This window comes from Pseudomonas sp. MPC6 (assembly GCF_006094435.1).
Lineage (GTDB): Bacteria > Pseudomonadota > Gammaproteobacteria > Pseudomonadales > Pseudomonadaceae > Aquipseudomonas.
The window spans coordinates 2,072,019-2,092,612 of record NZ_CP034783.1 but is presented as its reverse complement, the minus strand read 5'-3'; the positions used below and the strand labels follow the sequence as shown (position 1 = coordinate 2,092,612).

The following is a 20,594-nucleotide window of genomic DNA, read 5'->3' as shown; positions in this document are numbered from 1 at the left end:
TGACAATTGATTTAGCCAATCGCCACCCGGGTAAACATCAGCGCCGTTTGCGCGTACCCAGTCTAATCCAGGTCGGCGCATGGTCGCTGGCGTGGGGTTCGTTGCGCACCCAGGCGTCGACGCCCGCCTCTTGCAAGTAGGGGCTCAATGCCGGGTTGAGCAACAGGTGATCGATGCGCAACCCCGAGTTTTTCTGCCAGTGCTGGCGGAAGTAATCCCAGAAGGTGTACAGCCGATCCTCCGGATACAGGTGCCGCAGGGAATCGGTCCAGCCCTGATCCAGCAACCGCTGGTAACACTCGCGGCTTTCCGGTTGCAGCAGCGCATCCTTGAGCCAGGATCGCGGGTTGTAGATGTCCAGGTCGGTCGGCACCACGTTGTAGTCACCCGCCAGCACCACCGGGTGTTCGCTGCTCTGCAGGTCCTTGGCATAGCTGATCAGCCGTTCGAACCACGCCAGTTTGTAGGCGAACTTCGGCCCCGGCTGCGGATTGCCGTTGGGCAGGTACAGGCAGCCCACGAGAATGCCGTGCACCGCGGCCTCCAGATAGCGACTGTGGGTATCGCTGTCATCGCCCGGCAAACCGCGCCGACTCTCCAGCGGTTGCGCATCCCGCGCCAGAATCGCGACCCCGTTCCACGACGACTGGCCTTGCCAGATCGAGCCGTAGCCAGCGGCCTCAAGCTCAGCGGCGGGGAACGCGGAGTCCACGGACTTGAGCTCCTGCAGGCAGGCAATGTCCGGTTGTTCTCGCTCCAGCCAGGCCAGCAGGTTCGGCAGCCTGGCGCGCATGCCGTTGACGTTGAACGTCGCGATTCGCAAATTCTTCATGGGCCAACGCTCCTGAGGGCGGGGTGTCTAGGGGGCCCCCCTAGCGTGTGACATCTCCACGTTTCGGCGGTTGCGTCAGCAGTCGCTCATTGTTGATGAATGGCCCCCACCACCACTCGTCATCCAATCGGCACCTACTTCTGCCCCCTCACACCAACATCAGGTAACGACTCTTCTTTTGGAGACCTACCATGATGAACAGCAAAATCACTTCGTTGTTATTGGCCGGATTGTTATCGGTGGCGGCAGCGGCCACGTTTGCAGGGTCGGGCGATGGTGCCGATGCGACCGGGACCCAATCCGGCGCCACCAGCGCACCGACCACGCCCCCGGATAACACCCCCGGCGAGCCTTCAAGCGGTAATCGCACGGACTCGGGTGGCGACACCGGCAGCAGTGGCGGCACCAGCGGTTCGAACTCCGGCGCGGGCGGCGGCACGGGGTCCGCAGGAGGTGGAACCGGTGGTACGGGTGGCGGGACGGGTAGCTGAACGAATAAACGCTTTGCTCGTAAGCCCGCTGGGCAATCTCGTGAGGTACCGGTTTGAGCTCGCGCCCGGTCGCCATCGCCATCAACTGGACCTGGGCGGCGCGCTCCAGGTAATACAGATCGTCCCAGGCCTCGGCGATGGTCGGCGCGGCAATGATCACCCCGTGGTTCTTCAAAAAAACAATGTCGGCATTACCCATGACGCTGGCAATACGGGCACAGCGGCCATGGCGGATTGCCTCTGGAAGTCATAGCCTGACAGGCATTCAGGCGGCGGCCGTTTGCGGCTTGGGCGTGTCAGTGCTGCCGGTTTCGGCAGTATTGCCCGAGCACAGCGTGTACACCGACCTGCCCGACCTATCGCCGACGGAGCTGGCGTAGATCAGCCGCGAAGGTGCGCTGACCGCGTTGCAGCGGGCGCTGGTTGGCGTTTTTGCGCGACGAAGTGGGCAAGGCTTGAAGGCGAGGAACGGGCGTGCCTTACACCCCATTCCTGCACCAGCATGACCCTCAAGGCGTGAGTTTCAGGTGCGCGTTGACTTTCCCGCTCTTCGGATCGACAAACCAATATTCGTTATTGGCCACCTTCACCTGGCTGCATTCCGTTGGATAGCCTTTGGCTTCGATACACACCACGCCGTCTTTCAGCGTCCATTTTTCCTTTTCGGGTTTGTTGGGGGCCATCTCGAATATTTCTACACCGCCAGGCGCAAAACTCATGGAGTAAGGATGACTGCCTTCTCGGGTAGTCCCATAGAATTTCCTGCCCTCCAATGTGCTGTGGATTTGCCCATCATCAAGCGTCACCGCCGATGTCGGCACCGGCGGCGGTTCATAGGAACTGCTGCTGGTTGCACAGCCTGCCAGGCAGACCAACAGGATGGACGCGCCGAACTTTAATGAAGTCATGCCACACCTTCCTTGCAAGCGCCGGAGAAATTTCCGGTCAAATCAAAGCTTAGGCGACGCTTCATTGCTTCCCGGCTGCAAGTGCCGAACGGTTGACGGTCCCTATGACCGATGCGTGCTGTTGACGGTGAGCCTGTTCAAATCATCCTGTCGATCTGATCCAACGTCACCCGGGGCACCAGTTCATCGGGGATCCGCGACGATTGGGAGAGGTTGTAGACCTGAAAATCTTCATCAATGACGTGCTGCGACATTATCTCGAACGAGGGCAGGATTCTCGTATGAAAGTGTTCGTCGAGGTTGCAAGGCGACACAAGGTTCCCTGGCTGCTCATAAAAACGACCCGCCGACTGATCCAGGTCGACGCCTACCAGAAACACCTGGTTGAACCCCAGGTGATAGGCGATTTGCAACGCCAGGTAGGCCACCGTGCGGGCATCAAAAAAGCCGCGCTTGAGGTTTTTGCTGAAACCCAGGCTGCGATTGCGGCCAGTGCCTAATTTTCGTCTTCTGATGAGTTCTTTATCCGGCCGGAAAATCACCTCGCTCCACGTGAGTTTGGGCGCCGGCGTCAGCAAATAAAGCTCGCCCTCAGGCATCAGCGCTTCATACCTGATGAGGTCTTTCCACAACGCTATGCGCTGACTGAGGCGCATGGCTTCAGCAAACAGATAAGGCTGTTGCCGGCAAAAGGCGTCGTCCGTGCAGGCGTAAAAGAACGGTTTGATGTCAGGCTCGATGAACATCGAAATAGCCCCGTTCATGGTAATCATCGGAACGTCGGCATACTTCTCCAGCGGAAAATCTTTCGCGGAGGCCCCCGATGCAATGATGAACACCGGACCTTTTTGAATATTGCGACACTCATCGAAGTCATGCACATCAGGCTGACGTGTAGAAAATGACGGTTTTTTTTGCGCAACATCCATCTTCAGATTCCCTCCTGTAACGCTTTTAAATCCAGCACCTTTCCTGGTTACTGTTGGTTTTTCCCCGCTACGACTGCGGGGCTGCCTGCTCGCTGCCAATCCAGGACGGGCAGCTGCGAAGGCCTGTTCAAGCCCCGAAGTACCGCCGAGTCGTACCCGTAGATGTCGGGTTTGAACATGACCCGACCATCGTTACTCAGGTCGACCGTCCAGTACGCCAACAACACCGGCACCTTGACCGGAAGCCTGATGTTTTCGGTTTTGCCGTTGGCCAACCGGGCCTGGATCCCGGCGGCATTCCAGCGAACCGGATCATTGAACAGTAGCTCAACCAGTTGCAGCGGGTTTTCCACCCGTATGCAGCCAGAACTGGTGGCGCGGAAGGGCTTGGCAAACAGCTCCCGATGCGGTGTGTCATGGAGATAAATCGCATAGTCGTTGGGAAACCGGATCACCACCTGGCCCAGCGAGTTTTCCGCGCCGGCATCCTGGCGCAGGGTGAGGCCGCGCGGGTTGTCCCAGTCGACGCCGGCCGGATCGAGCACATGGCCTTCGCGATCCAGGACCCGGATGCGGTTGGCGGCCAGGTAGCCAGGATTGCTGCGAATCTTGGGCAACATATCCTGGACCAGGATCGTCGGCGGAACCGTCCAGGTCGGGTTGAACGTGACGTAGGTAATCTCGGACTGGAACACCGGCGTACTGCGGAACGGCTTGCCGACCTGTACCCGTGAACGCCATATCGCCTTGCCGTCGCGGTAGAGCGCCACTTTGTAGCCGGCGATATCCACGATGACGAACGTGCCCTGCAGCTTGTACAGCAACCAGCGTGCGCGCTCCATATTCACCCGGACCTGGTCGATCCGCGCCTCGACGGGCACGTTCAAGGCCGCCAGCGTCGCCGCCCCCGCCACACCGTCCGCCCCCAGGTATTGCTCGGATTGATACTTCTTCACCGCAGCGATAACGGCGTCGTCGTAGATCGTGCGCGGCGGGTGTTGCGCAGCCAGATAGCCGCCCGCCACCAAACGGGCCCGCAACTGCGCCACCGTAGCGTTATCCATGCCGGGCTTGAGCGACTGGCCTTCGGCAACCTTCGGCCAGCCACCCATGTCCCGCACTTTGCGCAATTGCGCCAGGCCTGTGCGCAAGCTGCCATACACCGTTTCTTGTGGCGGCGCTTGAGCAAACGCCCGCGCCACATCGTGGTTATCGAGTGCGGCGAAAAAATGATTCACGTCTTCGCGGGGATCGACGCCGACAGGGTCGAAGTTCCAATGCATGTCCAGTCGCGAGGGGTCGACCTTGCCGCGCCGCAACTGCAGCAACGCCGTAATGAAGGTATGGGTGGCCGCCATGTCGAACGCAGCACGCTGGGCCGGGGTGGGCACCATGGACTGCATGAAAGTTTGCGCCCCGGCCAGCTCGGCAATGCGAAAATCCGCGGGATCGAGCCCGTCGACCTGGGTATCGCCCAGGCTTTTCAACAACTGGGCAACGTCGCTGTCGCGGGACCAGGCGGCGCGATAACCGCGATGACTATAAAAATCCATCACTACCCGGTTCACATCCACCCGCTGATGACGCGGCGAGGTGAGCAGCGGCGGGAACGCAGTCGCCAGCGGCGCCAGCTCGGCCTGAATCGCCTGGGCGACGATGTCATCAGGTGCCGCCTCGATCATGTCGCCAGCGGGAGATGACAGCATAATCGGCGACGTTTGCGCCTGCGCTGCACCGCTGATCAGAAAGACCATAAAAAACACGCGGCTTATGACGAATAACCTTGTTAACTGCACCATGGATAATCCTTAATCTCCGCATTCAACAGCTAGCATCCCACACACTGCTAGACTCGAAACTATCTGATGAGACCCGATTATGGCGCTACACCGCTTTGGCATGGCAATCACGGCCCTGCTGCTGACCTCCATCCCAGTATCGGCAGCCTACGCCGATTCGCTTGAAGCTGCGCTGATCAAAGCGGCTCCCCAGGCTAATGCCAAAGTCATTGGACTGGCGGTACGCGCCTCCCAATGTAGCATCGCCCAAGGCAAAGCCCCGGTGCAAAGACTAGCAGTGATCGATTATTCACTGCCCTCCACCGAACAGCGGCTGTGGGTATTCGATCTGAAGAAGCGCAAGTTGCTGTTCCACGAACTGGTGGCCCACGGTCGCAACAGCGGCGAGAACATGGCGGTCAAGTTCTCCAATCAGAACGAAAGTTTTGCCACCAGCCTCGGCCTGTACCGCACCCAGGCGAGCTATGTCGGGCAGAACGGTTACTCGTTGCGCATGGAAGGACTGGAGCCGGGTTTCAACGACAACGCGTTTGACCGGGCGATCGTTATCCACGGCGCACCTTATGTCAGCCCCGTACTTGCACGGGCGAACGGACGAATCGGGCGAAGCCTGGGCTGCCCGGCGGTACGACCGGCCATTGCGCACAAGCTGATCGACTCGATGAAGGATGGGCAGTTGCTGTTCTCTTACTATCCGGACCAGCGTTGGCTGAAGTCTTCTTCGTATATCAATTGCGGTGGCGCCACGGTCGCGTCGTCGTCAAAGCCTACGACCCGCCAATAAACACACCTGATTGGAGTATCCAGTTCTTCAAGTCGACAAACCAATTCACTACACTCCGTCGACACTCCAATCCAAAGCCCAATAACAATGAAAAAAATCAAAAGCGCGATGCTGCTCGGCGGCCTGCTCGCCCTATCCACCGGCGCTCAGGCAGCACAAAGCCCATCGCACCTGGACTCCGTCATCCAGCAGGGCCAATTGCGCGTCTGTACCACGGGCGACTACAAACCCTATACCTCCAAGGCCGATGACGGCGAATACTCGGGAATCGACATCGCCATGGCCCGCTCGCTGGCCGACAGCCTCGGCGTCAAGGTCGAGTGGGTGCAGACCACCTGGAAAACCCTGATGCCCGACATGCTGGCGGGCAAATGCGACATCGCGGTCGGCGGGATCTCGGTCACGCTGGAGCGCCAGAAAAAAGCCTTCTTCAGCACCACCCTGGATGTCGACGGCAAGATTCCGCTGGTGCGCTGCGAAGAGCAGGCGTCGTACCAGACCATCGAGCAAATCAACCAGCCGGCGGTACGCCTGGTCGAACCGGCCGGCGGCACCAACGAAGCCTTCGTCCACGCCTTCCTGCCCAAAGCGCAATTGCGCCTGCATGACAACGTGACCATCTTCCAGGAGCTGCTCGACAAGAAGGCCGACGTGATGATCACTGATGCTTCGGAAGCGCTGTACCAGCAGAAACTCAAACCCGGATTGTGCGCGGTCAATCCCACCCGGTTCATGCAATATGGGGAGAAGGCCTACCTGCTGCCGCGGGATGACATCAGCTGGAAGTTGTATGTCGATCAGTGGCTGCATCTGGCCAAGGTGACGGGGAATTATCAGAAGGTTCTGGAGCAGTGGTTGGCGGTGCCTGTGGCTAAATAGCGGATCCATTTTTTATAAGTTCGAACAGCAAAAAGGGCGCCTCCCAAGGAAGCGCCCTTAATGTGATTGCGCCAGACCTCAACCAGCAAGACCAACAACCTCGATCCGCGTCAGCCCTACCCGTTCCGCCTGCTCTAAAATCTCCTCCGGCGTCGAATCCGCAGTGGGCATGACCAGGCTGTTCTCGGCATCCCCCAAATGCAGCTGTAGCAGGTGCATCGCCGCCTCATACACGGGCAGCCGAGGCTGGTTGAGTTCGAACGTGTGAGTTCGGGGCTCACCGTTGAAGATGTATTCCACGGTGTAGTTGTGCATGGGGGGATCCTCGTAATGGGAGAAGAGCAACCACACATCCTGACCAACCGGTCAGCTTTTAGTTCAGCTGCTCGCATTTCCCTGCTCATGCAGCAACCCCTTGGTCATCGTGATGCGCTACGGGCGCCTCGGTACATCGGACTTGATGTTGCAATCAGTACGCAAAATCATGTCCCAATTCCTTTTGCATCCATTCCAGGAACCGCCGCACCCTTGGAAAATTGGAATGGGCCCGGGGAAATACCAGATGGTGCGCCGTAATAGGCGCGCTCAGCTCCGGTGCCACTTCAACCAATACGCCCCGAGCGAGGTAGTCCTGGGCGAGCAAGGTACTTTCTAGGGCAAAACCAAGCCCATGGCTTGCAGCTTCCAGTGTCATATACGAACGGTCGAAGCTCAGGGTATAGGGTTTATCCGGGCGGGAGACGCCATGCTGCGCGAACAACTGCGGCCACTTGATCAGCGTCGCCTCCGACATGATCAGGTTGCTGTCCAGCAAATCGACAATACTGCGCACAGGGCGCTTTTCCAGCAGTTTCGGTGACGCCATCACTGCAATTTTTTCGTCTCTCACTGTCCGCACTTCGAAGCTTGGCCAGTTGGGCAAACCATGGCGAATATCGACATCGATCTTGTCTCGACTGAAGTGCAGCGACTCGTAGGAGCACGACAGGTTGAGCTGGATATCCGGATGACTTTCCCGGAACTGCTCCAGGCGCGGCATCAGCCACAACAGACCGAAACTGGGCGACGAGTGCAACCGCAGGCAGTCCAGGCTGACATCACTGGCGGCACGTTCGGTCGCTATCGCGAGACTGTGGAGGATGCCAGACACTTCCTTGAGGTATTGCTCGCCGACCGGTGTGAGTGTCACGCCCCGCGCCGTTCGCAAGAACAACTGCCGGCCGATCATCGCCTCCAGTTTGGCCAATTGGTGGCTGACCGCCGAGGGCGTCAGGTCGAGCAGTTCCGCGGCGCGGGCAACGTTGCCGAATCGGGCCGTCTGCTCGAAGGCCTGAATGGCTTTCAGGGGTGGCAGTATCGGAGGCGCGTCGCCGGGTGAACGCATCATTATGTTATTCCGCTGCAAGTGACATGAACCGGGGTTCTTCCTATTCAAACACCCGATAACCGGATTGACGAGTGCTGAATTTTTTTCAGCATCGAGTGACATTCACGTTATTGCTCAAGGCATGCCTGGGGACCAAGCTGAGTCATCGATTCATTGTGGGTCGACCCAATAAAAACAATCAGAGGTACTCTTCCATGCTTCTTCAAGGCAAAGTCGCGATCATCACCGGTGCAGCTTCCGCACGTGGCATTGGCCGCGCTACAGCGACCACCTTTGCGCAACAGGGTGCACACGTCGTGATCCTCGATCTGGATGAATCCGCCGCCCGTGATGCCGCTGCTTCCCTGGGTGAAGGACATCTCGGTCTTGCAGCCAACGTTGCTGACGAATCGCAGGTTCAGTCGGCCGTTGCCAAAATCATCGAACAGTTCGGCCGCATCGACATCCTCGTCAACAACGCCGGCATCACCCAGCCCCTCAAGACATTGGACATTCGCCCTTGCGATTACGACAAGGTACTGGACGTCAGCCTGCGCGGCACCTTGCTCATGTCGCAGGCGGTGATCCCGATCATGCGTCAACAGTCTTGCGGCAGCATCGTCTGCATGTCCTCGGTCTCCGCGCAACGTGGCGGCGGGATTTTCGGTGGCCCGCATTACAGTGCCGCCAAAGCGGGTGTGCTGGGTCTGGGCAAAGCCATGGCACGAGAACTGGGGCCGGACAAGATTCGCGTCAACTCCATTGCACCTGGTTTGATTCACACCGACATCACCGGCGGCCTGATGCAGGACGAACGCCGCCACGCGATCATCGACGGCATTCCGTTAGGGCGTCTTGGTGAAGCGCAGGACGTCGCCAACGCGGCCCTGTTCCTGGCCAGTGACCTTTCCTCCTATCTGACTGGCATCACGCTGGATGTGAACGGCGGCATGCTGATTCACTGATGATACCTGGCGGGCCTACGCGGCCCGTGCGGTTCTGGATCGACGACGCAGCCAGGCTTTATAGCCTGGCGGTCAATAAAAACAAGAGATCGGACCATCATGACAACCCTGTCGCTCGAAGCGGTTTCGACCGTGCGCTCCAACGCCTACCGGAAAACCGCGTGGCGCCTGATGCCGTTCCTGATGCTGTGCTACCTGTGCGCCTATCTGGACCGGGTCAACGTCGGCTTTGCCAAGCTGCAAATGATGAACGATCTGGCGCTCAGCGAAACGGTCTACGGGCTGGGCGCGGGCATGTTCTTCATCGGCTATTTCCTCTGCGAAGTCCCCAGCAACATCATCCTGCACAAGGTCGGTGCGCGGGTCTGGATCGCGCGCATCATGATCACCTGGGGCATTGTGTCTGCTCTGTTCGCCTTCGTCGAAACCGCCTGGCAATTCTACGCCTTGCGCTTTCTGCTTGGCATTGCCGAAGCCGGCCTGGCGCCGGGTCTGTTGTTGTATCTGACCTACTGGTTTCCATCCTACCGTCGTGCCCGCATGACCGTGTTGTGGTTCGTCGCCATTCCGCTGTCAGGCATGGTGGGCGGCCCCCTCTCCGGCTGGATCATGACCCACTTCGCAGGGATGCATGGCTGGGCGGGATGGCAATGGATGTTCGTACTGGAGGCCGTGCCCACGGTCGTGGTTGGACTTCTGGTGTTGAGCTATCTCAAGGATGGCGTGCATCAAGCCAACTGGCTCAACGACGACGAAAAAGCGCTGATCAGCCGCGAGCTGGCCGAGGATGACCAGAAAAAAGTCACACACGCCTCTGTAGGTGAATTCATCCGTGACCGTCGTCTCTGGCTATTGGCCGCCATCTACTTCTGTGTGGTGATGGGCCAGTACGCAATCACCTTCTGGCTGCCGACCCTGGTGCGTAACGCAGGGGTGTCCGACCCGATGAAGATCGGCGTGCTGACCAGCCTGCCCTACCTCTGCGCAATTGTGGCCATGCTGTATGCCGGACGCAGTGGCGACAAACATCGCGAGCGCCGCTGGCACCTCATCATACCGATGATCACGGGTGCCATCGGACTGACTCTGGCGGCAATGATGGGGGGAAATGTGACGCTCTCCATTCTGAGTCTTTGCCTGGCCGCTTCCGGAATTCTGGCCGCGACGTCGATGTTCTGGATGTTACCCACCACGTTGCTCGGTGGCGTGTCTGCCGCCGCAGGCATCGCGGCGGTCAACAGCTTCGCCAACCTCGCCGGCTTCTGCTCGCCTTACCTGATCGGCTGGATCACCACCCTCACCGGCTCCAGCGCCATCGGCATGTATCTCATCACCGGCGTACTGGTGAGCGGAGCTTTGTTGGTGCTGCGCATTCCCGCCGCCCTGGTCAATCGTTGATTTAACGGAGTTTTTAGCATGACTACCCATCTTTCATACGCCTCATCCAAAACCCTGGTGGAGCGCGCCCACAACATTCGTCGGCACGCGCTGCAAATGGGTCAAGTCCAGGGCCAGGGCTATGTCGGCCAGGCCCTTGGTGCCGCCGACCTGCTGGCAGTGTCCTACTTTCACGCACTGAACTATCGGCCGGAAAATCCGCAGTGGGAGGAGCGAGACCGCTTCTACCTCTCCATCGGTCACTACGCGATTGCGCTGTACGCAGCGTTGATCGAAGCGCAAATCATCCCGCTCGATGAGCTGGAAACCTACGGATCGGATGACAGCCGGCTGCCGATGTCGGGCATGGCGACCTACACCCCGGGCATGGAAATCACCGGCGGTTCGCTGGGTCAGGGCCTGGGCATCGCGGTCGGGGCCTGCCTGGGCCTCAAGCGCAAAGGTTCATCTTCCTTCGTCTACAACTTGCTGTCGGACGGCGAACTGAATGAAGGCTCGACCTGGGAAGCGGTGATGTCGGCCTCGCACTGGAAGCTCGACAACCTGATTGCCATAGTCGACGTCAACAACCAGCAAGCCGATGGCTACTCCAGCGAAATCCTCTCGTTCGAACCGATCGTTGATCGCTGGCAGGCATTTGGCTGGTTCACCCAACGGGTCGATGGCAATGACCTGGAGGCACTGGTCGCCGCATTCGATGCCGCGCGCAACCATCCCGGCACGCAACCGCGAGTCATCATCTGCGACACCAAAATGGGTAAAGGCGTGCCCTTCCTCGAAAACCGCGAGAAGACCCACTTCATCCGTGTGGAAGAGCACGAATGGGATCTGGCACTGAGCAATCTTGAAGAAGGAAAAAACCAATGAGCAACGCAACCAACACGCCGACTTCATTGATCAAGCCGCCAAAAAAGCGCCTGACCACCTCGGCGATGATCGCTTCGATTGCCTCTGAAGGCCAGGCCACCCGCTCAGCACCTTTTGGCCATGCGTTAGCCGCGCTGGCGGATCAGCGTTCAGACATCGTGGGCATGTCCGCCGACTTGTCCAAGTACACCGACCTGCACATTTTCGCCAAGGCCCACCCGGATCGTTTTTATCAAATGGGCATGGCCGAGCAGTTGTTGATGAGCGCAGCAGCGGGGATGGCCCGGGAAGGCTTCGTACCCTTCGCCACGACTTATGCCGTATTCGCCTCCCGCCGCGCCTATGACTTCATCTGCATGGCGATTGCCGAGGAAAACCTCAACGTCAAAATCGTCTGCGGCTTGCCCGGCCTCACCACCGGTTACGGCCCAAGCCACCAGGCCACGGACGACCTGGCGATCTTCCGTGCCATGCCCAACCTGATGATCGTCGACCCGTGCGACGCGCTCGAGATCGAACAGGCAGTGCCTGCCATCGCCGCTCACCAAGGGCCCGTCTACATGCGTTTGCTACGCGGAAATGTGCCGCTGGTGCTGGACGAATACGGCTACAAATTCGAGATCGGCAAAGCCAAAACCCTGCGTACCGGCAATGATGTTTTGATCATCTCCACCGGTCTAATGACGATGCGCGCGTTGGAAGCGGCCAACGAACTTCAAGCTGATGGCGTTGATGTGGCCGTGCTACATGTACCGACGATCAAGCCCCTGGATGAACAAACCATTCTGGCTGAAGCCAGAAAACCCGGTCGACTGGTCATTACCGCGGAAAACAGCTCCATCATCGGTGGACTGGGTGAGGCGGTTGCCACTGTCCTGCTGCGGAACGGCGTAACACCCACCTTCAGGCAAATAGCCTTACCGGACGCCTTCCTCGATGCCGGGGCGCTGCCAACACTCCATGATCGCTACGGTATTTCAACTCAAGCGGTTTGCACGCAAATCAAAGCCTGGCTGTAACTGCAGGGTGCAAGGCACCTGGACACAGGTGCCACCCGGGAACATCTCCAGGACTATCGGCCATCGGCGCTGATTACCTGATGTTGCCGGAGACTGTTTTAGTGTCGCCCTTATGAACCTTGCAACTCACATCACCCGACATGGTAGTGACATCGCCATTGATATCACCACTCTCGACATGGCCGCTCATGGTGCGGACGCTGCCGACATTGCCGGTGACCTGAACCCTGCCAGCGGCCGTTTCAACCGAGGTGGGGTTACCGTTCACGACGACGCTCACCGGCCCCGTCACTGGCACAGCCTGCTCGACGCCATCGACCACCACCCGGTTGCCGTCAACGCTGATGTTTTTCCCGGTGTAGGTAATGCCATTGATGGTCACGGTCGCGCCGCCCGTGGCAACCTCCAGCTCGCGGGCTTGGGCGAAGCTCGAGAAGTACAGCGCAGCAATCATCAGGGCCAGCTTCTTGGTGGTCGACATGTCAGCGCTCCTTCGTTCAGGTGGTTACAGGGTAATAGCAGGCCGCCGTTAACAATTCACCCTTATTTCTGCTGTTGGTGACGGTCGGCAAGCCATTGTGCCTGGCAGTTGATGTCAAAGCAGCAGCATCAGCAATGGCGGGCAGGTTTTGCGTTCTGATCCCGAGCCTGCTCGCGGCTGAACATAATGGCTTGTGAAATTTCCTACGCTGCCGGAGACTCAAGTCGCCACCGCTACTGGCCTGCGGCCTACAAAAACGCCTTGCCAAACGCACTGAAGGAAAACCTGGTCGATCTCTCGACCAGCAGCGCCCCCCAAAAAAGGACAGAACATGAGCAGCACGGATGAATTGCAAAACCACGATGCCAGCCCAAAATGGAAAGAGCGATTCGCTTTTTTCAATCAGCACGGCAGCCCCAAAAACCCCGACTTCAGTTCGGCGCTCAAGCAGCTACCGACCCGCAAACGCATGCTGATCAATATCAACTTCATCGCGATTTTCTTCGGACCGATTTACCTTTTCGTGCTTGGTTTGTGGAAAAAGAATCTGGCGCTGATAGGGATCATCGTTGTCGTCAGCTTCAGCCTGTCGTTGATCTTCACAATCCTGGGTCATGAATTGCCCAATGCCTTGGGCAGCGGCCTGAACGTCGTCTTTGCACTGATGTACGGGTTGAGCGCCAACTATGCGTATTACCTGAAGCAGGAAAAAGGCTCGCAAGGGTGGAACCCGTTTGAAGGGTTGAAGATCGTCTGAATGACTTGCGGGATCGAAATGTATCCTGCCGGGATAAAGGAAGGCGCGCTTTCTAGAGCGCGCCTTTTTCATTGGGCCAGCACAAAATGCTGATCAAACTACACCGTGCAACTACTTGACCTCACTTCGTTGCCCTTTCTTCGCCGCCGTAGACCAACTGGCCAAAATCCCAGCCATAGGGCGCGAAGGCCGGGTCACCTGGCCTGAGGACAGCAGTCCCCGCAGCTGGAGCATCGGCAGGATTATTGCTTCCATTTCATTTCAAATCCGCCACCCAAGTCGACAACGGGCCTATTGTTGCAAGACGACATTCTGTTCGGCAGAGTGGGTCTCAATACCGTTACTGCTTGCCACTCGCTAATGCCCATTTCAACCCTAAGGAGAAATTATGCGATCGATAGGTCTTGATTCAGCAATAGCCATGAGTGAGCACAGCAAACGCACCTGGTGGCGCAGAGTGTCCGCCAAAGTCGTAGGCCGTACCGGCAGCGATCGGGGAAGAACGATGGTTGCGCTGGATGACGTCCTTCCCTTCATCTCAGTCCCGCTCACCTATGAGGATATTGATCTGATCATTTCGGCCGATGCGGGAAACGCCGATGCGCAAAACGATCTGGCCCAGATGTTCGATGAACTTGGAAAGCATGAAGTGGCGTTGTATTGGTGGCGCGCTTCAGCCGATCAAGGGCACCCTGATGCCATGCACTATCTCGGCAACTGCTTCATCTGCGGCAAGGGCGTCTCCAAAGATGAGAACACTGGAATCATGTGGATCGCCAAGGCCGCTTCCTTCGGACACGTGGTGGCCGGAGGGCAAATAAATTCTCTTCTACGGTTTACCAACACTGGAGCACGCTGAATGGCCTGACATTCAGTGGCACGAGCCAAGCCGTGCCAATGCCCAATAAGGCGCAATCAAACCTATGCCAAGTTGTTTTCAATTGAACGCAGAGCCGGTTTCTGCCGGGGTATTGCTACTCGCCGAGACTGGCATAGCCCTTGCTTGACAGCAATCAGCAACGCTGTTTCTGCCGTTAAATTGACCTAAAAGGATGTCTGAATGAAATCTGCACAACAGGGTTTTACGCTCATCGAACTCCTGATCGTCGTTGCGATCATTGGGATTCTGGCCACATTCGCTATTCCGGCTTATTCGGATTATGTGGCCAAAGCCAAGGTCGGTGCGGCAATAGCGGAGATTTCCCCTGGGAAAACTGGGTTCGAGGTGATGGTGAATGAAGGGAATACTGCCAACATTACCCCGGCTGCAATCGGTCTGCAAACCACCACACCTAACTGCGATATAACAACGACCCAGGTAGCAGCCTCCAACACTGGCACAATCGCCTGCGCCATCAAAGACAACCTTGCCGCGACAGGTAGCGTTACCTGGACGCGAGATACCGCCGGTGCGTGGACTTGCAAATACAGTGGCGACGCGAAGTATGCCAGCAAGGGCTGCCCTAAAGGATAACGTGCCAAGCAGTAGCGACGATGCACGTTGAACAGCAATAACTGGTCAAGCGGGTCCGCAAAGGACCAATGACGCTCCTCTCGAAACCGTCCTGGTGACGAGAGGAGCGTTCGCTGCATCTGGTGGCTAGCCCCTAGATGATTCTCTGGTTTATTTGAGCATCCCCTTCGCCTGGAGCTCACAGCATCCTGCCCCCCGGGCGGATGGGACTGCCCAAACCCCAACGTCTCAATCCTGATAAACTCTCCCTCCACCCAGCCCCACCGATTCCAGATCCCCAATGCCCCCAATCACCGCCACGCCCGCCCCGCTCTCCCGCCGTTTCTCCGTCGCGCCTATGATGGATTGGACCGACCGCCACTGCCGCTTCTTCCTGCGCCTGCTCTCCAAACACGCCCTCCTCTACACCGAGATGGTCACCACCGGCGCGCTGCTCAACGGCGATCACGAGCGCTTCCTGCGTCACAACGAAGCCGAGCACCCGCTGGCCCTGCAACTCGGTGGCAGCGTGCCGCTGGACCTGGCCATGTGCGCGCGCATGGCGCAGGACCATGGGTACGACGAGGTGAATCTGAATGTCGGCTGCCCGAGTGATCGGGTGCAGAACAATATGATCGGCGCGTGCCTGATGGGGCATCCGCAGTTGGTGGCCGATTGTGTGAAGGCGATGCGCGATGCGGTGTCGATTCCGGTGACGGTGAAGCATCGGATCGGGATCAATGGCCGGGACAGTTACGAGCAGTTGTGCGATTTCGTCGGTACGGTGCGGGATGCCGGGTGCACGAGCTTTACGGTGCATGCGCGGATTGCGATTCTGGAGGGGTTGTCGCCGAAGGAGAACCGCGACATTCCGCCCCTGCGTTATGACGTGGCGGCGCGGTTGAAAGAGGATTTTCCGGAGCTGGAGATTATTCTCAACGGCGGGATCAAGACGCTGGAGGCTTGTCGCGAGCACTTGCAGACGTTCGACGGGGTGATGCTGGGCCGTGAGGCCTATCACAACCCTTATGTGATGGCCGAGGTCGATCAACAGCTGTTCGGCAGCACGGCGCCGGTGATCAGCCGGGCCGAGGCGCTGGCGCAGTTGCGGCCCTACATCGCGGCGCATATCGATGCCGGTGGTTCGATGCACCATATCACCCGGCATGTGCTGGGACTGGGCACCGGTTTCCCGGGGGCGCGCAAGTTTCGGCAGTTGTTGTCGGTGGATATTCATAAGGCTAAAGAGCCGTTGGTGTTGCTGGATCAGGCGGCGGAGTTGTTGGAGGGGCGTTAACGGTCGCCCCGGTTGAACCTGTGCCCGGATTTGGCATCGTAACTATCGATACCGCGCCCCGCCTTTCAAACACCCGTTTTCAGGTTGTTGCCGCCGGGGCCATCGATACACGCACACGCCCTTGAGTGGCTGTCAGCGCTCGGGTAATGTCACCAGACCCATAGGACAGAGCACGCCCATGACTTCCAAGCTGGATCAACTCAAACAAATGACCACCGTGGTTGCCGACACCGGCGACTTCGAAGCTATCGCTCGCGTTAAACCCGTGGACGCTACCACCAACCCTTCGCTGCTGCTCAAAGCCGCGGCCATTTCCGGTTATGCCGAGTTGCTGAATGCGTGCGTTCACGACTGCAAGGGCGATGTCGGCCTGGCCAGCGACCGTTTTGGCGTGGCGGTAGGGCAAGAAATCCTCAAGGTTGTACCGGGCCGTATTTCCACTGAGGTGGATGCGCGCCTGTCGTTCGACACTGACGCCGTATTGAAGCGCGCGCACCGTCTGATCGACCTGTACGACAAGGCTGGCGTGGGCCGTGACCGGGTGCTGATCAAGATCGCGTCCACCTGGGAAGGTATCCGCGCTGCCGAGCAGTTGGAAAAGGAAGGCATCCAGACCAACCTGACCCTGCTGTTCTCCTTCGCTCAGGCCGCGGCTTGTGCCGATGCCGGGGTGTTCCTGATTTCGCCGTTCGTGGGCCGTATCTACGACTGGTACAAGAAGGCCAACGGCAACGACTACACCGGCGCGGATGATCCGGGTGTGCAGTCGGTGACGCGGATTTATAACTACTACAAGGCCAATGACTACAAGACTGTGGTGATGGGCGCGAGCTTCCGGAACCTGAATCAGATCGAGCAGTTGGCCGGTTGCGACCGCCTGACCATCAGCCCGGACCTGCTGGAGAAGCTGGCGGCGGATAACGGCAAGCTGGAGCGCAAATTGGCACCGGGCAACGCCGGTGAGGCGCGTTTGAGCCTGAATGAAGCGCAGTTCCGTTGGTTGTCCAACGAAGATGCGATGGCGACCGAGAAGCTGGCCGAGGGTATTCGTCAGTTTGCTCGGGATCAGGAGAAGCTTGAGGCGTTGCTGCAGGCCAAGTTGTGATTTAGGTCGGAGCGATGCAAAAAGGGCGGACCTTGGGTTCGTCCTTTTTTTTGCGTTGAGTTTGGGTGTTGGGTGGCTTCGCGGCGGGGGATGTGGTGTTTGTTATGGCGCCTTCGCGAGCAAGCTCGCTCCTACAGGGGGCTGTGTCGTCCATGAGGGATGTGGACGACGCTGAGCTTGTTGGAGCGTGGCTTGCCCGCGATGGGGCGGCATATTCAACTGCGTGGTGACTGGTCCGGTCTCGCTCCCACAAGGGGGAGCTGGCCATTGATTGGGGATCAGTGCCGCTCGAGGGCATTTACCAGGTCGTGGAAGGCTTCACGGTTGGAGTCGTTCAGGCCCATGAGGATCTTGTGCGCTTCGAGCACTTTGATCCGCACCACTTCTTCGGACTGGTCCTGGTCTGGCAGGTCGGTCAGGCACTCGGGGCACGGGATCGGGCGGTCAACGATGTTGAACACCTGCTCGAAGCCCATGGACTGCAGCAGCCGGGTGATGTCTTCGTGGGTGGTGACGACGGTCGGCAGCAGGCCGACCTTTTGCCGCGACAGGATCGACAGTTTGGCCAGCAGGCCCAAGGTGGTGCTGTCGATGCTGCGGGTTTCGGTCAGGTCGATCACGATCGCGTTGAAATTCAACGAAGTGAAGATCCGCTCAATAGTCGCATCCAACGCCGAACACAGGGTCAGGCGAACTTCACCGACGAACTTGAGGACGAAGGTGCCGTCCTGCTCGGCGAACTGGATTCTACCGGTACTCATCAAAGATTCCTGCTCAACACCAACAGGGCGATATCATCCGGCATCTCCCCCAGCGTGGCCAATCCAAAAACCTGCCGCAGACCATCCAGGCTGCCGCCCGCTGCCTTGACCCGTTGGGGCAAAGCCGCTTCTTTTTCTTTGAGTGTCGGTTCTGGCAAAAGGTCCAGGATGCCGTCGGACATCAGCGTCAGGCTGAATGTCGGCGGCAGCTCCAGCAGGTGGTCTTCGTAGGTGGCTTCATTGAAGAGGCCCACCGGCAGACCACGTCCTTCCAGATAACGAACACTGTCTGGCGTGTACAACACAGGCAACGGCAAATGACCGCCGATGCTATAGGTCAACAAACCTGTCTCCTCGTCGATGACTCCACCGACCATTGTGACGTGTTTACCCAGCTTACAACTGATCAGGCCTCGGTTGATATGACCAAGGACCTCTGAAGGCTTGAATTCCGGCAATGTACCGCTGCGCTTGGATTCGAACAGCAGGCGCGTGGTCATGAACTTCAACAGCACGGTGACGAAAGCCGACGAGGCGCCATGCCCGGACACATCGGCGAGGTAGAACGCGACCCGGTGGTCGTCGACCCGAAAGTAGTCGACGAAATCGCCCGACAGGTACAGCGACGGGATGATCTGGTGCGCAAACTGGAACTCGTCGATGCTCCAGGGACTGACCGGCAACATGTTCATCTGCACCTGGCGACCGGCGTTCTGGTCTTCCTGGAGCAGGTTCAGGCTGGCCTCGAGCTCACGGTTGGCCTTTTCCAGCTTCTCGCGGTAGCGCTGGTTTTCCAGCAGCAGGCGCGCACGATCCAGGGCCCGGCGCACAGAGTGCTCGAGCACCGCCAGATCTTCGAGGGGCTTGATCAGGTAATCCGCCGCGCCCAGGCGCAGGGCCTCGACCGCATCGTTCATCACGCCGGCGCCCGACACCACGATGACCGGGGTTTGTGGCGATCGCTCGGTGACCTGGCGGATGAGTTCGAGCCCGCCCATCTGCGGCATGCGCAGATCGCAGATGACCAAGTCGGGCTTGAATTGCTCGAATACCTGAAGACCCTGCTGGCCATTGCTGGCCTGCAAGACGCTGAAACCACTGTCTTCCAAGTAGGCGGCGAGACTCGCTCGCACTACTTCGTCATCATCGATTATCAGCAGCGTGGCACTGGTTTTTGGCATGTGGGCAAACGGCGCCAGAATTAGGTTGGCGTAGCAGGCAGGGGTTTTGACCCGGCTCACACTACTGGATTCGCTTTCTAGCCTCTCCGTCGCACCGTTTTCGGGAATTTGCCCTACACACGGGTACACCAGAGGTGCCCTTCTAAGGCGCAGACGGTACTCCCATCCGCGGGGCGTTTCAAGCTCACGCCGATGGTCGCTTGACGTCTTTGCTTGCCAAATGACCGGGAGTTATAAAAACCGGCTGGAGCGTAACTGGATGGAAGGTCGTAACCTGCCGATTTAACAGGTATTTCGTCATTCACCGAATTAAACAACTGTAGGAGCGAGCTTGCTCGCGATGGTCTCAAGGGCGACGCGTTTATTCAGGAAATACGCGTTATCGTTGACGTCCATCGCGAGCGAGCTTGCTCCTACAGGGTGTTGCGTTTGTTCAGGGAGCGCGCGTTATCGTTGGCGTCCATCGCGAGCGAGCTCGCTCCTACAGGGTGTTGCGTTTGTTCAGGGAGCGCGCGTTATCGTTGGCGTCCATCGCGAGCGAACTTGCTCCTGCGAAGATCAGAAATCGTCTTCGACCTGGCCGTCCTTGACCCGGAATTCGCGATTCTGCAGGTACGCATTCCGGATGAAGGTGTATTTGTCGCCGCTGATCAGCTTCTCGGCCGACAGCAGGCTGGCGCGGGTGTCGATGATGTAAAGGCCCATGATCGAGTTACGCAGCGATACGTCGTCCATGTAGCGGTAGGGGCCGGTGTAGCCGTCGACATACTTGGACGGCGCGTCACGCAGGGTGCTTGGGCCCAGAAAAGGCAGCATCACGTAAGGCCCGCTGCCCATGCCCCAGTAACCGAGAGTCTGGCCGAAGTCTTCGTCGTTGCGCTGCAGGCCCATCTTGGTGCCCACGTCGAAGAAGCCCAGCACGCCGAAAGTGGTGTTGAAGATCAGGCGCGCAGTGTCGACACCGGCGGCGGCCGGCTTGGCCTGCAAGAGGTCGTTGGCCAGGTTGGTGACGTCACCGACGTTGCGGAACATGTTGTGGATGCCGTCTTCGAGGAACTGCGGCGTCACGAACTGGTAGCCTTGAGCCAAGGGCTTCAGGGCATAGGTGTCGAGCACGTCGTTGAACTTGTAGATCGGGCGGTTGACGCTTTCCCAAGGATCTTCTTCGGTGGCGGCCTGGGCAACGAACGGAACCACCAGCACACTGGCGCACACAGAAAGCCGAGCTAGATGATTGCTCCAGCGCATAGAAAACTCCTTGGATTGTTACTGGCGCGGGCGCAGGGGCCCAAGCGATAAGCTGGCTAGTATAAGACGGAATA

The 20,594-nt window shown here is 58.6% G+C and carries 22 protein-coding genes and 2 pseudogenes; 13 read left to right on the top strand and 11 right to left on the bottom strand.

All coding sequences use genetic code 11. From position 1 onward, the window contains the following. Positions 1–37: 37 nt before the first annotated feature. Positions 38–832, bottom strand: coding sequence for an exodeoxyribonuclease III (locus tag ELQ88_RS11840; protein ID WP_128870934.1), 795 nt, complete (start codon positions 830–832; stop codon positions 38–40). Positions 833–1,023: 191 nt separating this feature from the next. Between ELQ88_RS11840 and ELQ88_RS11835 the strand changes: the two genes are divergently transcribed. Continuing rightward, entirely contained in the window at positions 1,024–1,323 is a 300-nt protein-coding gene (locus ELQ88_RS11835) for a hypothetical protein (RefSeq protein WP_138965205.1), read from the top strand. 13 nt (positions 1,324–1,336) lie between these two features. Here the strand turns inward: ELQ88_RS11835 and ELQ88_RS11830 are convergent. Further along, positions 1,337–1,537, bottom strand: a pseudogene (locus ELQ88_RS11830) (class II aldolase/adducin family protein); the annotation flags it as partial. Position 1,538: 1 nt separating this feature from the next. Here ELQ88_RS11830 and ELQ88_RS11825 point away from each other — a divergent pair. Continuing rightward, positions 1,539–1,782: pseudogene (locus ELQ88_RS11825) on the top strand (LysR family transcriptional regulator); the annotation flags it as partial. 50 nt (positions 1,783–1,832) lie between these two features. Here the strand turns inward: ELQ88_RS11825 and ELQ88_RS11820 are convergent. The 3 genes from ELQ88_RS11820 to ELQ88_RS11810 form a co-directional block, all read right to left on the bottom strand. Then, a complete protein-coding gene (locus ELQ88_RS11820; protein ID WP_138965203.1) occupies positions 1,833–2,231 on the bottom strand; it encodes a hypothetical protein in 399 nt (132 codons plus the stop codon). A gap of 137 nt (positions 2,232–2,368) precedes the next feature. Continuing rightward, entirely contained in the window at positions 2,369–3,160 is a 792-nt protein-coding gene (locus tag ELQ88_RS11815) for a lipopolysaccharide biosynthesis protein (protein WP_138965201.1), read from the bottom strand. Between the two features lie 47 nt (positions 3,161–3,207). Next, positions 3,208–4,959, bottom strand: coding sequence for a L,D-transpeptidase family protein (locus tag ELQ88_RS11810; protein ID WP_138965199.1), 1,752 nt, complete (start codon positions 4,957–4,959; stop codon positions 3,208–3,210). Positions 4,960–5,038: 79 nt separating this feature from the next. On the opposite strand from ELQ88_RS11810, the gene ELQ88_RS11805 reads away from it, so the two are divergent. Together ELQ88_RS11805 and ELQ88_RS11800 are read left to right on the top strand one after the other, a co-directional pair. Beyond that, positions 5,039–5,743 carry a murein L,D-transpeptidase catalytic domain family protein gene (locus ELQ88_RS11805; RefSeq protein ID WP_138965197.1) on the top strand — a complete coding sequence of 235 codons (705 nt, stop codon included), beginning with the start codon at positions 5,039–5,041 and terminating at the stop codon, positions 5,741–5,743. 87 nt (positions 5,744–5,830) lie between these two features. Continuing rightward, positions 5,831–6,622, top strand: a complete 792-nt coding sequence (locus tag ELQ88_RS11800; RefSeq protein WP_138965195.1) for a transporter substrate-binding domain-containing protein — start codon at positions 5,831–5,833, stop codon at positions 6,620–6,622. Between the two features lie 78 nt (positions 6,623–6,700). Here ELQ88_RS11800 and ELQ88_RS11795 read toward each other — a convergent pair whose 3' ends face one another. Together ELQ88_RS11795 and ELQ88_RS11790 are read right to left on the bottom strand one after the other, a co-directional pair. Next, positions 6,701–6,937, bottom strand: coding sequence for a hypothetical protein (locus ELQ88_RS11795; RefSeq protein WP_138965194.1), 237 nt, complete (start codon positions 6,935–6,937; stop codon positions 6,701–6,703). A 154-nt stretch (positions 6,938–7,091) separates the two neighbouring features. Next, complete coding sequence (locus tag ELQ88_RS11790) at positions 7,092–8,006, bottom strand: LysR substrate-binding domain-containing protein (RefSeq protein ID WP_138969499.1); 915 nt, start codon at positions 8,004–8,006, stop codon at positions 7,092–7,094. A gap of 197 nt (positions 8,007–8,203) precedes the next feature. Here ELQ88_RS11790 and ELQ88_RS11785 point away from each other — a divergent pair, with 197 nt between their 5' ends. From ELQ88_RS11785 to ELQ88_RS11770, 4 genes are all read left to right on the top strand, one after another. Further along, positions 8,204–8,953 (top strand): SDR family NAD(P)-dependent oxidoreductase, encoded by a 750-nt coding sequence (locus ELQ88_RS11785; protein WP_138965192.1) that lies wholly within the window; start codon positions 8,204–8,206, stop codon positions 8,951–8,953. A 99-nt stretch (positions 8,954–9,052) separates the two neighbouring features. Continuing rightward, on the top strand, positions 9,053–10,351 hold the full coding sequence (locus tag ELQ88_RS11780; RefSeq protein ID WP_138965189.1) for an MFS transporter: 1,299 nt from the start codon (positions 9,053–9,055) through the stop codon (positions 10,349–10,351). 18 nt (positions 10,352–10,369) lie between these two features. Next, on the top strand, positions 10,370–11,218 hold the full coding sequence (locus tag ELQ88_RS11775) for a transketolase (protein WP_138965187.1): 849 nt from the start codon (positions 10,370–10,372) through the stop codon (positions 11,216–11,218). Further along, positions 11,215–12,237 (top strand): transketolase family protein, encoded by a 1,023-nt coding sequence (locus tag ELQ88_RS11770; protein ID WP_138965185.1) that lies wholly within the window; start codon positions 11,215–11,217, stop codon positions 12,235–12,237. Before ELQ88_RS11775 ends, ELQ88_RS11770 begins: the two co-directional genes overlap by 4 nt. 73 nt (positions 12,238–12,310) lie before the next feature. Here ELQ88_RS11770 and ELQ88_RS11765 read toward each other — a convergent pair whose 3' ends face one another. After that, entirely contained in the window at positions 12,311–12,718 is a 408-nt protein-coding gene (locus tag ELQ88_RS11765) for a hypothetical protein (protein WP_138965183.1), read from the bottom strand. A 331-nt stretch (positions 12,719–13,049) separates the two neighbouring features. On the opposite strand from ELQ88_RS11765, the gene ELQ88_RS11760 reads away from it, so the two are divergent. From ELQ88_RS11760 to tal, 5 genes are all read left to right on the top strand, one after another. Beyond that, on the top strand, positions 13,050–13,475 hold the full coding sequence (locus ELQ88_RS11760) for a DUF2628 domain-containing protein (RefSeq protein WP_138965181.1): 426 nt from the start codon (positions 13,050–13,052) through the stop codon (positions 13,473–13,475). Positions 13,476–13,896: 421 nt separating this feature from the next. Beyond that, a complete protein-coding gene (locus ELQ88_RS11755; protein WP_161599955.1) occupies positions 13,897–14,334 on the top strand; it encodes a tetratricopeptide repeat protein in 438 nt (145 codons plus the stop codon). A 201-nt stretch (positions 14,335–14,535) separates the two neighbouring features. Beyond that, on the top strand, positions 14,536–14,949 hold the full coding sequence (locus tag ELQ88_RS11750; RefSeq protein WP_138965178.1) for a pilin: 414 nt from the start codon (positions 14,536–14,538) through the stop codon (positions 14,947–14,949). 280 nt (positions 14,950–15,229) lie between these two features. Further along, a complete protein-coding gene (dusA, locus tag ELQ88_RS11745) occupies positions 15,230–16,225 on the top strand; it encodes a tRNA dihydrouridine(20/20a) synthase DusA (RefSeq protein WP_138965176.1) in 996 nt (331 codons plus the stop codon). Positions 16,226–16,403: 178 nt separating this feature from the next. Continuing rightward, a complete protein-coding gene (gene tal, locus ELQ88_RS11740) occupies positions 16,404–17,330 on the top strand; it encodes a transaldolase (RefSeq protein WP_128870924.1) in 927 nt (308 codons plus the stop codon). A gap of 278 nt (positions 17,331–17,608) precedes the next feature. Here the strand turns inward: tal and rssC are convergent, their stop codons facing one another. From rssC to ELQ88_RS11725, 3 genes are all read right to left on the bottom strand, one after another. Then, positions 17,609–18,091: an anti-sigma factor antagonist RssC gene (rssC, locus tag ELQ88_RS11735; RefSeq protein WP_064676786.1), complete on the bottom strand. Its 483-nt coding sequence runs from the start codon at positions 18,089–18,091 to the stop codon at positions 17,609–17,611. Beyond that, on the bottom strand, positions 18,091–19,272 hold the full coding sequence (gene rssB, locus ELQ88_RS11730) for a two-component system response regulator RssB (protein WP_138965174.1): 1,182 nt from the start codon (positions 19,270–19,272) through the stop codon (positions 18,091–18,093). Before rssB ends, rssC begins: the two co-directional genes overlap by 1 nt. A 558-nt stretch (positions 19,273–19,830) precedes the next feature. Beyond that, the gene (locus ELQ88_RS11725; RefSeq protein ID WP_128870922.1) at positions 19,831–20,520 is read right to left on the bottom strand and encodes a VacJ family lipoprotein; all 690 of its coding nucleotides are present in this window, start codon (positions 20,518–20,520) and stop codon (positions 19,831–19,833) included. Positions 20,521–20,594 lie beyond the last annotated feature (74 nt).

Excerpts from the sequence above, each read along its gene's own strand:
- ELQ88_RS11780 (WP_138965189.1), top strand. The coding sequence starts at position 9,053 with ATGACAACCCTGTCGCTCGAAGCGGTTTCGACCGTGCGCTCCAACGCC.
- ELQ88_RS11805 (WP_138965197.1), top strand. The coding sequence starts at position 5,039 with ATGGCGCTACACCGCTTTGGCATGGCAATCACGGCCCTGCTGCTGACC.
- ELQ88_RS11815 (WP_138965201.1), bottom strand. The coding sequence starts at position 3,160 with ATGGATGTTGCGCAAAAAAAACCGTCATTTTCTACACGTCAGCCTGAT.
- ELQ88_RS11840 (WP_128870934.1), bottom strand. The coding sequence starts at position 832 with ATGAAGAATTTGCGAATCGCGACGTTCAACGTCAACGGCATGCGCGCC.
- ELQ88_RS11755 (WP_161599955.1), top strand. The coding sequence starts at position 13,897 with ATGAGTGAGCACAGCAAACGCACCTGGTGGCGCAGAGTGTCCGCCAAA.
- ELQ88_RS11725 (WP_128870922.1), bottom strand. The coding sequence starts at position 20,520 with ATGCGCTGGAGCAATCATCTAGCTCGGCTTTCTGTGTGCGCCAGTGTG.
- ELQ88_RS11835 (WP_138965205.1), top strand. The coding sequence starts at position 1,024 with ATGATGAACAGCAAAATCACTTCGTTGTTATTGGCCGGATTGTTATCG.
- ELQ88_RS11750 (WP_138965178.1), top strand. The coding sequence starts at position 14,536 with ATGAAATCTGCACAACAGGGTTTTACGCTCATCGAACTCCTGATCGTC.
- ELQ88_RS11790 (WP_138969499.1), bottom strand. The coding sequence starts at position 8,006 with ATGCGTTCACCCGGCGACGCGCCTCCGATACTGCCACCCCTGAAAGCC.
- rssB (WP_138965174.1), bottom strand. The coding sequence starts at position 19,272 with ATGCCAAAAACCAGTGCCACGCTGCTGATAATCGATGATGACGAAGTA.
- ELQ88_RS11810 (WP_138965199.1), bottom strand. The coding sequence starts at position 4,959 with ATGGTGCAGTTAACAAGGTTATTCGTCATAAGCCGCGTGTTTTTTATG.
- ELQ88_RS11785 (WP_138965192.1), top strand. The coding sequence starts at position 8,204 with ATGCTTCTTCAAGGCAAAGTCGCGATCATCACCGGTGCAGCTTCCGCA.
- rssC (WP_064676786.1), bottom strand. The coding sequence starts at position 18,091 with ATGAGTACCGGTAGAATCCAGTTCGCCGAGCAGGACGGCACCTTCGTC.
- tal (WP_128870924.1), top strand. The coding sequence starts at position 16,404 with ATGACTTCCAAGCTGGATCAACTCAAACAAATGACCACCGTGGTTGCC.
- ELQ88_RS11770 (WP_138965185.1), top strand. The coding sequence starts at position 11,215 with ATGAGCAACGCAACCAACACGCCGACTTCATTGATCAAGCCGCCAAAA.
- ELQ88_RS11820 (WP_138965203.1), bottom strand. The coding sequence starts at position 2,231 with ATGACTTCATTAAAGTTCGGCGCGTCCATCCTGTTGGTCTGCCTGGCA.
- ELQ88_RS11760 (WP_138965181.1), top strand. The coding sequence starts at position 13,050 with ATGAGCAGCACGGATGAATTGCAAAACCACGATGCCAGCCCAAAATGG.
- ELQ88_RS11775 (WP_138965187.1), top strand. The coding sequence starts at position 10,370 with ATGACTACCCATCTTTCATACGCCTCATCCAAAACCCTGGTGGAGCGC.
- ELQ88_RS11765 (WP_138965183.1), bottom strand. The coding sequence starts at position 12,718 with ATGTCGACCACCAAGAAGCTGGCCCTGATGATTGCTGCGCTGTACTTC.
- dusA (WP_138965176.1), top strand. The coding sequence starts at position 15,230 with ATGCCCCCAATCACCGCCACGCCCGCCCCGCTCTCCCGCCGTTTCTCC.
- ELQ88_RS11800 (WP_138965195.1), top strand. The coding sequence starts at position 5,831 with ATGAAAAAAATCAAAAGCGCGATGCTGCTCGGCGGCCTGCTCGCCCTA.
- ELQ88_RS11795 (WP_138965194.1), bottom strand. The coding sequence starts at position 6,937 with ATGCACAACTACACCGTGGAATACATCTTCAACGGTGAGCCCCGAACT.